Origin of the sequence: Burkholderia sp. PAMC 26561 (assembly GCF_001557535.2) — a bacterium.
Taxonomy (GTDB): Bacteria; Pseudomonadota; Gammaproteobacteria; order Burkholderiales; family Burkholderiaceae; genus Caballeronia.
In genome coordinates this window covers 1,370,691-1,382,401 of sequence record NZ_CP014306.1, presented here as the reverse complement: position 1 = coordinate 1,382,401, position 11,711 = coordinate 1,370,691, and the positions used below count along the sequence as shown (strand labels likewise).

The following is an 11,711-nucleotide window of genomic DNA, read 5'->3' as shown; positions in this document are numbered from 1 at the left end:
TTCAATCAGCGATTTAAAACGGACTAACGAATAACATAACGGACGTTTTAGGAGTTATCGTATTTTTCAACGATGACCGCCGCGCCATACTTCATCCCATGCGTACTCCATGAAAGCGCATGATGTCGTTGTAACTCTCCGATCTTCCCGCTCACTGCCTTTGGCACTGAGCGGTTTTTTTTGGGGCACTGGAGAACCCGGGTCAAGCGGAGCGAACGGAACAATCCAGCGGCTCGCCAATTAGCGCGGCAGTTTCCTGGTATTGCCGCCGGTGCGCAACAGGAGCTCCAATGTCGTTTCAAGGCGGATCACGCGCTCTGTAAGCCCTTCGACCTTCGCCTGTTGCGCCTTGACGCTGCTGTTCAACGACACCATGTTGTCGCTTATCTTGATGACGGTCGTGAGCGCGTCCCACAACTTGTCAGTCACGCCCATTAAGCATTCTCCGCCGTCATTGCAGCGATACGCTTGTTCGACTCCTGGATAAACGACAACGTATCAACAAGTGATTCGCTCGCTTGCCTCGCAGACACATTTGCACGCTCGATCAAGGCGAGCAGATCGCGTTCGTCTTCTGACGGTGCAAAGCCTTGTGCTGCCTGACGCATGAGTTCTCCCAGGTTCAATCCGAGCCGTCTTGCAGTGCGCGCGATAGCGCGTTTCTGCCCCGTCGTCACCTGCACGATAATCCGTCCGCTTGCTGCTGCCATTTCCGCTCCTAAGCCTGTTTCCCCATGGATAGAAACATAACACTGCGCGAAAGCTCGACGTCAAGCAAAGATTCGCTGCGTTGTGTCAAGAAGCGTGCAGACAGAAGTTGCAGCCTGAAAACGTGCGATAACTCTCGGCCCGGAAACGACAAAACCGGCCGAAGCCGGTTTTGTCGTTGAAGCGTGGTGGAGAGGAGGAGGATCGAACTCCCGACCTTCGCATTGCGAACGCGACGCTCTCCCAGCTGAGCTACCCCCCCATCTTGAAATCGATTCTAGCACAGCCTAATGACTGCCTGACAAGCGTCAGGTGCGTGCGAACCACCCCATCACTTCGATGGCGATCCAGCCAGAATCCACGCAACGACCGTCCTGATATCGCCCGAATCCATTGACCGATGCGAGGGCATTGGCAACATGCCCCACACGCCGCTGCCGCCATCCCTCACCTTTGCCTCGAGCCGCGCCGGCGCTTTCGCGTCGCCCTTGTACTTCTCGGCGATCTGCTGAAACGATGGCCCCACGAGCTTGCGGTCCACTGCATGACATCCCATGCAGGCGTTCTTGCGCGCAATGTTCATGGCATCGGCGGGGGAAACAGCGGCCGCCGGCGCGTCAGCCGCGACCGCGCCTTGCCCCGCCGCAACCAAACCCACCGCAACGACTACGCCACTCAAAAACCACCGCTTCATTTTGCCGCCGGCGCCGGGCTGCCCGGATGCACATCCGAGTTCTTGACCGGCGCGGGTGATGTTCCGTCGAGCGGCTTCGAGCTCACCGATGAATCCGGCACGGCGCCGACCGTCGGGTTATCGTCGATAGGCGTCACCGCCGGCGCACTCGCACCCGATGCAGCCGCCGCCGACAATGCCTGCGCATCCTCAGGCTTGATGTACTGGAACACCTTTACAACCTGCTCCACGCCAGGCGTTTGCGCGGCGACACTCGCGCCAGCCGCGCCTTCGTCACGCGTGACGAGACCCATCAGGTACACCGTGCCGCGCTCGCACACGACCTTGTAGAAATTCGCGCGCAGATCCTTCTCGCCGACCAACGCGCCCTTCACGCGACTTTCCAGATAAGCGTCGTTAGTACGCGATGACAACGAACTCGCGCCCTGAATGGCAAGCTCGTTCACGATGCTGTTCACATTGTTGATGCCGCGCACGACCTCTTCGGCCTTCTGCTTCGCCTGGTCGGTCGGCACTTCGCCGGTAAGCAGCACGCGCCGGTTGAACACAGTCACGCTGACGTGTGCCTGATCGGGCAGACTCTCACCAATGCGGCTCTTCGCCTTCACCTGGATCTCCCGATCCTCGGTTTGCGCGCCGAGTGTACGCCGGTCGGTGGCGACCAGCGTGCCGCCGCCCACGGCGCCACCCATTGCGCCAATTGCCAGAAGCGCGCAGCCCTGCATGCTCAGCGCGACGCCCGATAACAGTCCAGCCAGCAACGTGGCCTTGGCAAGCGTCGATTTGACGCGTGTCGTGTTCATCAACTCGTTCCCCTTGAGATCATTCTTCGCCGAGCAGCATCGCGTCGATGCCATCGCACAGGCAATGAATGGTTAACAGATGGACTTCCTGGATTCGCGCCGCCCGCTCGGACGGCACGCAGATTTGGATATCGGTGTCGGCGAGCACTTCACTGATCACCCCGCCGCCGCTGCCCGTGAGCGCAATGACGAACATCTCGCGCTCATGTGCTTCCTGGATCGCGGCCAGCAAGTTGACCGAGTTGCCCGACGTCGAGATGACGACGAGTACGTCGCCTGCCTGGCCGAGCGCCCGGACCTGCTTCGAGTAGATCTCTTCGAATGCAGAACTGTTCCCGATGGCCGTGAGCATCAGCGCATTTGCATCGAGCGAAATGGCAGGCAAGCCAGGACGCTCACGCTCGAACTGTCCAACGAGCGTGGCGACGAGCCGCTGTGCATTGGCTGCCGATCCGCCGTTGCCGCACGCGAGAATGCGCGAACCGTTGGCAAGCGCGCCGAACAACACGTCGATGGCGGCGGCAATGGGAAACGCAAGCGCATCAGTTGCTTCGCGTTGGACGGCCGCGCTTTCGCGGAAATGCTGCTGGATTCGTTCGACGGACATCGACTCTCGGTTAACGGCCGCGACCAGGCGCGGTGATTCAGTGATGGGTTACGTCGGAGGTTTGCGAGCCCGGCGTCCTGGCACTTCGGGCTCCGCGCAGTTTACCGCACTCGTTGTCCCCCATACTCAAGATACACACGGCTTGCGCTAGTTATCCGCACGAAAAGCATCGCGCAGCCAGACGATACGGCCCGCGTCGAACGCGATCACGTCAAATCGGCACGCGGGCAACGCGCCGCGCCAGGTCATCAAATAATGCTGCGCCGCGAGAACCAGTCGCCTCTGCTTGTGTGCGCCGATGCTTGCCGCCGCAGCGGCAAACTGCCGGCTGCGCCGCGCCCGCACCTCTACGAACACCAACGTGCGCGCGCTGCCGATCTCACGCATCACAAGATCGATCTCGCCGCCGCGGCACACGAAGTTGCGAGTGACAAAGCGCAGCCGATGACGCTGCAAATACTCCAGCGCGCGCTCCTCGAACGCGCTTCCAATCGTTTTCGACACCCCGTTCCCCAAAAAGTTGTATCGGATCGCGTGGCACAATGCGTTCTTCGCATGCCGCCCGCCCTCATGACTCCACTCTCCGAACTTGCCCAGGGCCAGCAGTTTCCGGCTGGCGCGCTCTACATCGTCGCGACGCCTATTGGCAATGTCGCGGACATCACGGTGCGCGCGTTGCACGTGCTCGGCCTGGCCGACCGGGTGGCCGCCGAGGACACGCGCAACACGTCGCAACTGCTCTCGCGCTATGGCATTTCGAAGCCGACCATAGCGGTACACGAGCACAACGAGCGCAGCGCCGCCGAGCACGTGATCGCGCATCTGCGTAATGGCGAACGTATTGCATGTGTCTCCGATGCCGGCACGCCCGGCATTTCGGACCCAGGCGCAAAACTCGTCGATGCCGTGCGCGAAGCCGGCTTTCCCGTCATCCCGTTGCCAGGCGCAAGCGCGCTCACGACCGCGTTGAGCGTGGCGGGCGCGTGGGTTCACACCTTCTCGTTCATCGGCTTTCTTGCGACCAAGACCAAACAGCGCGACACGCAATTGCACTCGTTGCTCACGCACGTACCCGCGCTCGTGTTCTACGAAGCACCGCATCGGATAGTGGAGACGGTGCAGGCGCTTGAACGCGCGTTCGGCGGCGATCGGAAACTGCTGATTGCCCGTGAGCTGACCAAGTTACATGAGAGCATTCACCAATGCACCCTGGCCGAAGGGCCAACGTGGTTAGCCGCCGATGCCAACCGGCAACGCGGTGAATTTGTACTGGTGGTGGAAGGGGCGCCGCAGCAGGAAGCCGCCGATGACGCGCACGACGCGTTGCTCGAGACCTTGCTGCAAGAATTATCGGTCAGCAGTGCGGCGCGGCTCGCGGCCACGTTGACGGGTGCATCGCGCAACGCGTTGTACACGCGCGCGCTTGCGATGGACAAAGCGCGCAGCGGTGATCAGGACGCGGAGGAATCGTCCGTCGAATAGGAAACGGGCCGTTGCAATAACGGCCCGCTTGTTTGTGATGCTCGGCAAATCAAGCCGATCAGTCAGTCGAAGAGAGCGACGCGAGCGATTGCTCCCGCGCCAGTCGCGCTTCTTGCTGCGTCAGCCCTTCGATCTTCACTTTTCCAATGCCTGCGCCACGCATACCCAGCGCAGCGGCCGCCGCATAGGACAGATCGATTACACGGTTTCCGACGTACGGGCCGCGATCGTTGATCTTGACGACCACCGACTTGTTATTGCTTTGGTTGGTCACGCGAACCCACGAAGCCAGTGGCAACGTGCGGTGCGCCGCGGTCATGGCGTGCATGTCGTAACGCTCGCCGCTGGCAGTCTTGCGGCCATGAAAACCACGGCCATACCAGGATGCGCGGCCCTGCTGCTCGAAGTCGCCGACATTCGGACCGGCGGTGATCGGCTCTGCATTGGCGAGCGACGAGGCGTCGGCGGATTTATCGATCGACGATGGAATCGAGTTCAGCCGGGAATCGTAAGCCAGCGGTGTTGCGGCGTGAGGGGAACTGGACTTCGGTGCTGCAGCGTTCTTCGTGACCTGCGTTCCGGTGTTCTGGATGCCGGCCTGATCGCCACCGCTCGGTGGCATTGCGCAACCCGTGAGGATTGCTGCGACAAAAAGACTCCCGAAATGCCGAGTGAGTCGTACATTCATAGACGTGTAATCAACGGTTCGAGCCGCCTGTTCCGTCTGCTATTTCTCAGACGGTATTAGACAACTCAAGGCTTTCCGCGCGACAGCAGACGTCGCTCGAGAATTCGACCGACGCGCGTGTCCACGGGAACGGCGTACCTCGCCGCACAAGCCCGGTTAGTTTTCACGTCTGGCGCAACCTGTCCCCGGCAGCCTGACCAGACCCCACATGCCGCCATCGAACGTGGCAAACACGTTCTTGCGCGATAAACAGCACAGGAACGGCGGCGTAGGCCCCATCCAGCGTTACGGCAGCTAAGGCCGTGAGCGGGTGCTTCGCACCCGGCTGGACAAGACGTGCACATCGATCGGAATCGATGCTTGATTGCGATTTCAAAGCGATTTGCTTCGAACTGCGTACTTGATGGCAATTGTAGAAAGCGCTGATGGCGCTCCCGGCCTGCCCATTGATGGCATGCTCAAACCATGCACAAGTGGACCGATTATACCCAAAAGCTCCAGCCGACCCTCCATTCAAGCACAATTTGTTACTCATTCTCTCTGGGAGCGTAAAAATTGCGGATTTTTCCTAATTGTTGCGCACGCGTTAGATCGATCGGCCAACGCTGCATGCGCAGCCGCAGCCATTGTTTACGCCCGCTACAATGAACGTTTTACATGCTGGTTGCTATCCATGAAGGTCACCCTGATTCCTGTGACACCCTTTCAGCAGAACTGCTCCATCGTTGTGTGCGAGGCAACCGGGCGCGCAGCAATCGTAGATCCGGGCGGGGATGTCGACCGGATCATTGAAGCGGTCGCCGAACTCGACGTAACCATTGATAAAGTGCTGCTTACCCACGGTCACCTCGATCATTGTGGCGGCGCCAAGGCAATCGCCGATCACTACGGCGTCGTGATCCATGGCCCTCACAAGGAAGACGCTTTCTGGATCGACCAATTGCCCGAGCAGAGCAAGCGCTTCGGCTTCGGCGAAGCCCAGGTGTTCACGCCCGAGAGGTGGCTAGAAGAAGGCGATACTGTTCAGTTCGGCGAAGAAATCATGGAGGTCTATCAATGCCCGGGGCATACGCCCGGCCATGTGGTGTTCTTCAGCCGCGAAAACCGGCTTGCGCTGGTAGGCGATGTCCTTTTCGCGGGCTCGATCGGACGAACCGATTTCCCGCGCGGTAACCACGCCGACCTCGTGCGCTCCGTACAAGAAAAACTCTGGCCTCTCGGCGACGACGTCACGTTCGTGCCGGGACATGGTCCCACTTCAACGCTAGGCCACGAACGCCGGACCAATCCCTACGTCGGCGACAGGAAAACTGCATGAGCACCGCCATCCCTGAAATCTATGTCAGCACGGATGTCGAAGCCGACGGCCCGATTCCGGGTCCTCATTCGATGCTCAGTTTTGCATCGGCGGCTTATACGGAGAACAAGGAATTGGTTGCTACGTTCTCGGCAAATCTCGAAACGCTCGAGGGCGCTACGCCTCACCCAGTCCAGGCCGCGTGGTGGAAGACGCAGCCCGAAGCGTGGGCTGCGTGCCGGACGGATCTGCAGCAACCACTCGCCGCAATGCAGGCTTACGTCAAGTGGGTCGAGGCGTTGCCCGGCAAGCCCGTGTTCGTGGCGTACCCGGCGGGTTTCGACTTCACCTATATGTTCTGGTACATGATGCGTTTCGCCGGAAGCTGCCCGTTTTCGTGGTCGGCGCTGGATATCAAGACACTCGCTTTTGCGCTCACCGACCTCCCCTACCGGAAGGCCATCAAGCCGCGCTTGCCCAAACACTGGTTCGACGAACATCCGCATACTCATGTGGCGCTGGACGACGCCATCGAACAGGGCGCGCTCTTCTGCAACATGCTGGCCGAGTTGCGCGCTCAACGCGCCAGGCTGGCATCGCTCAAAACCGCCGGCGAAACGACCGGCGGCAACGGCGACGAAGCACAAAACGCGCAGTCTGGGCAATGAGTTAGGGAATATTGCTCACGACAGGCGTTTGACATTGCGCATCCTTTCTGCCACCTCTACTATTGGAGTTGGTAACGGCCGAAAGGAGGCGCAGTTGACTCTCGATACGTTCTCACAAAAAATCCTGCGACTCCTGCAGCTCGATGCCCGGCGTTCGGTCCAAGAAATTTCCGATCAAGTGGGGCTCTCCAGCACCCCTTGCTGGCGGCGCATCAAGGATATGGAGCAATCAGGTGTGATTCAGCGCTACACGGCGCTGCTCGATCGCGAGAAACTCGGCCTGCATGTTTGCGCGCTCGCGCATATCCACCTCACTCGACATACGGAGGGCGGCGTCGAGCAATTCGAACGCGAGATCATCACGTGTCCTGAAGTCACCGAGTGCTACAGCACCACAGGCGAAGCCGATTACATTCTGAAAATCGTCGCGCCCGATATCAAGTCGTACGACGCATTTCTGCATGACCGCATTTTCAAGATCCCGGCGGTAGCGCAGGTTCGGACCAGCGTAGTACTTCGCGAAATCAAGTTCGATACCCAATTACCGCTCTGATCACGCTGTAGTAACTCAGCCAAGCACCCGGCCGTCTTCGAGCGGCCGGGCTTGCGGCGACGACTCCGGCTGCACACTCCGGGCGAGTCGGATCTGTCGCACGCCAAGCTCTTTCCTGAGGGTATCGAAATCTATCTGTCTCAGCTTCCCGATCTGAGCATCGCTTGAATCGGAGGGAAGCAGCACATCGATTTCAAACCCGCTGCTCAGATAATGCAGGTTGAGTTGATCGAAGCTCATTCCCTGCGCACTCAGCAACCCACTCACAGCATCGCTCACCGCAGAGCGCGTTGGCAACCGCGCAGGCGGCGGGCTGATATCGTCGTTTTCCGGGTCGACATGAATCAACGCGTCGACCACGCGCGTATTCGTGAGCAAGCGCGCTCGCGCCGATTCAGCGATGTAATGGCCCTCGGAAACCGAGATCAGCGGATCGACCAGAATATGCGCATCGACTTGAGCAAGGTCACCCATTTTTCGTGTGCGCAATTCATGGACGTCGCGCACGCCTGGCGTTTCCATTAACAAGGTTCGCAGTTTTTCGGATTCAGCCTGGTCGAGGGCACGATCGGACAAATCCTGCAGAGCGTCCCATCCGAAGGTCCAACCCATTCGGGCGACCATGAATCCCACGATTGCGGCGGCGATAGGATCGAGCAAGCGCCAGCCCGCCATGCTGCCGATAATCCCGATTCCCACCACTAATGACGACGCCGCGTCCGAACGTGCATGCCATGCATTTGCAATGAGCATGGCGGATCGGACACGTTCGGCCGCACGCAACATATAACGAAATAAAAGTTCCTTCGAAACAAGGACGATGACCGCAACCACGAGTGCACTCGCATGGACCTGCGGAATGTCTTGGAGATTCGTGATGCGCTCGCCGGCACGCCATAACATTCCGATGCCGACCGCAATTAACAATGCGCCGAGAAATAATGAAGCGACTGTTTCATAGCGGCTGTGCCCGTAATTATGGTCATCGTCCGGGGCCGCAGCACTTCGTTTGTTTGCCAGCAATACGACAAAATCGGACACAAGATCGGCCAACGAATGAACACCGTCGGCAATAAGCGCCTGGGAATGAGCAAATACGCCCACAACGATCTGCGCACTCATCAGAACGCAATTGAGCGCGATGCTGGTAAAGGTTGTTTTACGCGCGACCTCATGCTTCTCAGCGGTGCGCGCTGTTGATAGCGGCATTTCATTGCTCGGAGTGTTTGTACGAGCAATCTTACCAAGGCGAACGGGAAACGGGATCGCTAAACGACCATAAAAACCTTTTGAATCATCGATTTAAAAGAAACGCGACGCGTTCTCAGTCAGCCGCCCATATCATCCGGAAACAAAAAAGCCGCACTGCTTTGCAGGTGCGGCTTTTTTAATATGAAAAGACCTTACTTCTGGATCAGAAAATTGTCGCGTTCCTGACCGGCAATCCACTTTGGGGGCTTACCGCGGCCCGACCATGTGCTACCGCTATCCGGATCACGATATTTCGGCGCCACGCCAGCGCGCGGACGTGCTGCGTTTTTCAGATTCTTACCGCCGCGACCACCAGCCAGTTCGGCAAGCGTGATCCCGTAGTCGGTCATTTTCTGCTTGATTTCATTGAGAACTTCAGCGTATTCCCGCGACTTCGCTTCTTCAATCTGTCGCTCGAGATTTTCGCGCTGCGCGAGAAGTTCCTTGTAAGACGTCATGATGTTTTCCTTTGGTTTGCAGTGTACGAGTCAAGTGCCCGCTTGGGGTTATATTGTAAAGCCTCTCAATGGATCGCAGATTAACACAACCACGGCTTTATGCGTGTTTCAACACACTCGATCTAAATCAATTCAGCCGAACGGGTGTGGGTAACATTTGGTGCGATTCTTTAAATGGTCCGCACTTTCCATTCATCCAACTTACATCTTTGAATGAATGCGGAAAATCTTTCACAAAATGGGAATACTCTTAAAACGAGTCGCTTAAACCTTCCATCCGATGCGAGCTTGCGTTAGAAACCCTTCAGACAATGAGCGTTTCCTGTAAACAAGTGACATAACAGCACGCGTCTGCATAGGTTTGCGAGGTCTGGAGTTCAGACAATCACCTATGCCGTTCAATACAATCGATCAGCGCAGCATTCAATTCGGCTTGCGTGTCTTTCGGTTTATCAAAGGTGAAACGATTGCGCACGCCTGAGCTTCTTAGATCACAACCGTATTTGTCGACGCCGATTAGTTCAAGTTCCGGCGGCCGCAACGAACAATCGGAAAATAATTCCAGCAGGTGCAATTCATTCTCTTCGGATATTGCTTCAGATTCATCGAGGGCAGTTCCGTCCAGCCAGCCCATTGCGCCAAACCCGCCTATATAACGCATGCGTTCAACTGACATTACCCAGAAAGTGAAGTCGCCCAGTTCGAGATATCGGGCAGCATCAGGGTGATATCGAAGATAACGGCGCGACAGTTCAGACATGGATTCTGCCGGGGCTTGAGAAAAAGAACCGAGCATTGTCAGACGCTGGCCTTCGAGAACGGCATCGCTCGCTGAGTGAGCTATGAGAAAACCGGCTCGCGCGTCCGACTGAAGGTTTCGCGTGTGTTCGGCCAGATGACTGATCAAGACCATCGGCACATGCGCTGATGTAGGTGCGAAGGGCAATGCCGTGGGATAGGGATAACCGTGCGGCTCGCGGGAATGTGTGGCGAGCGTGCCACTGGACGCCTGATGCAACAAATGCAACGGCGCGTGCGACGGAATATTCAAGGCGAACCTCATCAGGAAGCCAAACCAGGATCTCGATGTGTTCAGACAAGCGTATCGACAACGCGTTCGATAGAATCGAAAGCTTCGTCGGGTAAATAATTGCATCAACGTTATTGAACCGGCCTTCAAAACGAAGATATAACGAGAGCGAGTTCCGTGTCTGAATCAGTTTCCAGCGCCCCCGCCGCCAGCTCCGATACCGTACAAGCCGCGCACAGGAGGCTCCCGGCCAGGAAGCGTGAGCGCGCCCGGTACGCCACCATGGCCGTTTTCTTCATTGCGGGGATGTTGTACGCCTCGTGGGGCGTCCATGTTCCCACCGTGCGCGATAAGTTTCACCTCAGCCCCGGCGCGCTTTCAATCGCGTTGCTGGCGGTCGCCGCAGGCTCGATCATCGCAATGCTCACAAATGGCCGGTGGATCGGCCGTGTCGGGACGCGCCGCGCATGTCTGGCAGGCGGTATCGGCATGACGGTGTTTGGGGCGCTCATTCTAGTCGCGCCGTTTTACTGGCTTCTGGTGCTCGTGCTGGCGCTGTTCGGCTTCAGCATGGCCACGCTGGATGTCGCCATGAACGCCGAAGCAAGCGCAGTAGAAGAGGCGCTCGAGCGCCCGATCATGTCGTCGCTGCACGGCATGTTCAGCGTCGGCGGGATGGCGGGCGCCGCAGCGGGCGGCGCCATGCTCGCCCACGGCCTGCCGCCGGTCGCGCATCTTGCGCTCGCGTGCGCGGTGAGTCTGGTCGTGCTGCTGGTATCGATGCCCAATGTGTTGCCGCACGTTCCTCACGCCGACGACGCGCACGGCGGATCATCGTCGAACAGATGGCGTTCCCGGGCGCTGTGGGCGCTCGGCGCGCTGGCTTTGATTGCGCTGATCGCGGAAGGCGCCATGTACGACTGGGCGACCGTTTATATGCGCGACGTGGTGCTGGCGACGCCGGCTTTGTCGAGCGCGGCGTACGCGGCGTTCACCGGCGGCATGGCGGCGGGGCGTTTCGGCGGAGACACCGTGCGGGCCCGCTTCGGCGCGCCGCAACTGATCTTCGCGAGCGCGGCGCTGGCGTTTATCGGGATGGTGGCCGCGCTCGTCTTCCCCAACGCGGTGGTCACGCTGGCCGGTTTCACGCTGATGGGCCTCGGCCTCGCCAACATGATGCCGGTGCTGTTTGCCGCGGCGGCGCGCGTGGAAGGCGTGAGCCCCGCAGAAGGGCTCGCGCAGGTCGCCGGCCTGGCTTACTTCGGCTTGCTGTTCGGGCCCGTGTTGATCGGCGGCGTGGCGCAGATCAGTTCGCTGCCCATTGGGCTTTCGGTGGTCGCAGCGTGCTCGGCGCTGATTGCGCTCGTGGGCCCGCGAATGATGAAACAACTCAAGCTATAAAAAAACGCGCTGACTTTGCAATCAGCGCGTTCCTTATATCTTGAAAAACAACGAAGGCAACGCGATCAACA

At 58.7% G+C, this 11,711-nt stretch carries 15 protein-coding genes and 1 tRNA gene; 5 read left to right on the top strand and 11 right to left on the bottom strand.

All coding sequences use genetic code 11. The annotated features are described in order from the left end of the window. Positions 1 to 240 precede the first annotated feature (240 nt). The 7 genes from AXG89_RS06525 to AXG89_RS06495 form a co-directional block, all read right to left on the bottom strand. A complete protein-coding gene (locus AXG89_RS06525) occupies positions 241 to 435 on the bottom strand; it encodes a hypothetical protein (RefSeq protein WP_062168679.1) in 195 nt (64 codons plus the stop codon). Further along, the gene (locus tag AXG89_RS06520) at positions 435 to 710 is read right to left on the bottom strand and encodes a hypothetical protein (protein WP_062168677.1); all 276 of its coding nucleotides are present in this window, start codon (positions 708 to 710) and stop codon (positions 435 to 437) included. Before AXG89_RS06520 ends, AXG89_RS06525 begins: the two co-directional genes overlap by 1 nt. 184 nt (positions 711 to 894) lie before the next feature. Beyond that, positions 895 to 970 (bottom strand) — tRNA-Ala (locus tag AXG89_RS06515). A 69-nt stretch (positions 971 to 1,039) separates the two neighbouring features. After that, entirely contained in the window at positions 1,040 to 1,402 is a 363-nt protein-coding gene (locus AXG89_RS06510) for a c-type cytochrome (protein ID WP_062168675.1), read from the bottom strand. Further along, positions 1,399 to 2,205, bottom strand: coding sequence for a BON domain-containing protein (locus AXG89_RS06505; RefSeq protein ID WP_062170350.1), 807 nt, complete (start codon positions 2,203 to 2,205; stop codon positions 1,399 to 1,401). Before AXG89_RS06505 ends, AXG89_RS06510 begins: the two co-directional genes overlap by 4 nt. A 19-nt stretch (positions 2,206 to 2,224) precedes the next feature. Then, entirely contained in the window at positions 2,225 to 2,812 is a 588-nt protein-coding gene (locus AXG89_RS06500; protein WP_062168674.1) for an SIS domain-containing protein, read from the bottom strand. A gap of 147 nt (positions 2,813 to 2,959) precedes the next feature. Next, the gene (locus AXG89_RS06495; RefSeq protein ID WP_236873382.1) at positions 2,960 to 3,355 is read right to left on the bottom strand and encodes a YraN family protein; all 396 of its coding nucleotides are present in this window, start codon (positions 3,353 to 3,355) and stop codon (positions 2,960 to 2,962) included. A gap of 27 nt (positions 3,356 to 3,382) precedes the next feature. Between AXG89_RS06495 and rsmI the strand changes: the two genes are divergently transcribed. Beyond that, positions 3,383 to 4,294, top strand: a complete 912-nt coding sequence (rsmI, locus tag AXG89_RS06490) for a 16S rRNA (cytidine(1402)-2'-O)-methyltransferase (protein ID WP_062170346.1) — start codon at positions 3,383 to 3,385, stop codon at positions 4,292 to 4,294. A 58-nt stretch (positions 4,295 to 4,352) separates the two neighbouring features. Here rsmI and AXG89_RS06485 read toward each other — a convergent pair whose 3' ends face one another. Further along, on the bottom strand, positions 4,353 to 4,982 hold the full coding sequence (locus tag AXG89_RS06485; protein WP_062168672.1) for a septal ring lytic transglycosylase RlpA family protein: 630 nt from the start codon (positions 4,980 to 4,982) through the stop codon (positions 4,353 to 4,355). Between the two features lie 403 nt (positions 4,983 to 5,385). On the opposite strand from AXG89_RS06485, the gene AXG89_RS06480 reads away from it, so the two are divergent. From AXG89_RS06480 to AXG89_RS06470, 3 genes are all read left to right on the top strand, one after another. After that, entirely contained in the window at positions 5,386 to 6,300 is a 915-nt protein-coding gene (locus AXG89_RS06480) for an MBL fold metallo-hydrolase (RefSeq protein ID WP_335671959.1), read from the top strand. Further along, positions 6,297 to 6,947, top strand: a complete 651-nt coding sequence (locus tag AXG89_RS06475) for a hypothetical protein (protein WP_062168668.1) — start codon at positions 6,297 to 6,299, stop codon at positions 6,945 to 6,947. The genes AXG89_RS06480 and AXG89_RS06475 overlap by 4 nt, the downstream gene beginning before the upstream one ends. A 94-nt stretch (positions 6,948 to 7,041) precedes the next feature. Continuing rightward, complete coding sequence (locus tag AXG89_RS06470; protein WP_062168666.1) at positions 7,042 to 7,500, top strand: Lrp/AsnC family transcriptional regulator; 459 nt, start codon at positions 7,042 to 7,044, stop codon at positions 7,498 to 7,500. A 15-nt stretch (positions 7,501 to 7,515) separates the two neighbouring features. Here the strand turns inward: AXG89_RS06470 and AXG89_RS06465 are convergent, their stop codons facing one another. The 3 genes from AXG89_RS06465 to AXG89_RS06455 all read right to left on the bottom strand — a co-directional run bounded on the left by AXG89_RS06465 (position 7,516) and on the right by AXG89_RS06455 (position 10,260). Beyond that, positions 7,516 to 8,709: a cation diffusion facilitator family transporter gene (locus AXG89_RS06465; RefSeq protein WP_062168664.1), complete on the bottom strand. Its 1,194-nt coding sequence runs from the start codon at positions 8,707 to 8,709 to the stop codon at positions 7,516 to 7,518. A 194-nt stretch (positions 8,710 to 8,903) separates the two neighbouring features. After that, complete coding sequence (locus AXG89_RS06460; RefSeq protein WP_062168663.1) at positions 8,904 to 9,209, bottom strand: H-NS histone family protein; 306 nt, start codon at positions 9,207 to 9,209, stop codon at positions 8,904 to 8,906. A gap of 385 nt (positions 9,210 to 9,594) precedes the next feature. Further along, complete coding sequence (locus AXG89_RS06455; protein WP_062170345.1) at positions 9,595 to 10,260, bottom strand: HugZ family pyridoxamine 5'-phosphate oxidase; 666 nt, start codon at positions 10,258 to 10,260, stop codon at positions 9,595 to 9,597. Positions 10,261 to 10,416: 156 nt separating this feature from the next. Here AXG89_RS06455 and AXG89_RS06450 point away from each other — a divergent pair, with 156 nt between their 5' ends. Beyond that, entirely contained in the window at positions 10,417 to 11,640 is a 1,224-nt protein-coding gene (locus tag AXG89_RS06450; protein ID WP_075359056.1) for an MFS transporter, read from the top strand. The last annotated feature ends 71 nt before the right edge of the window (positions 11,641 to 11,711 follow it).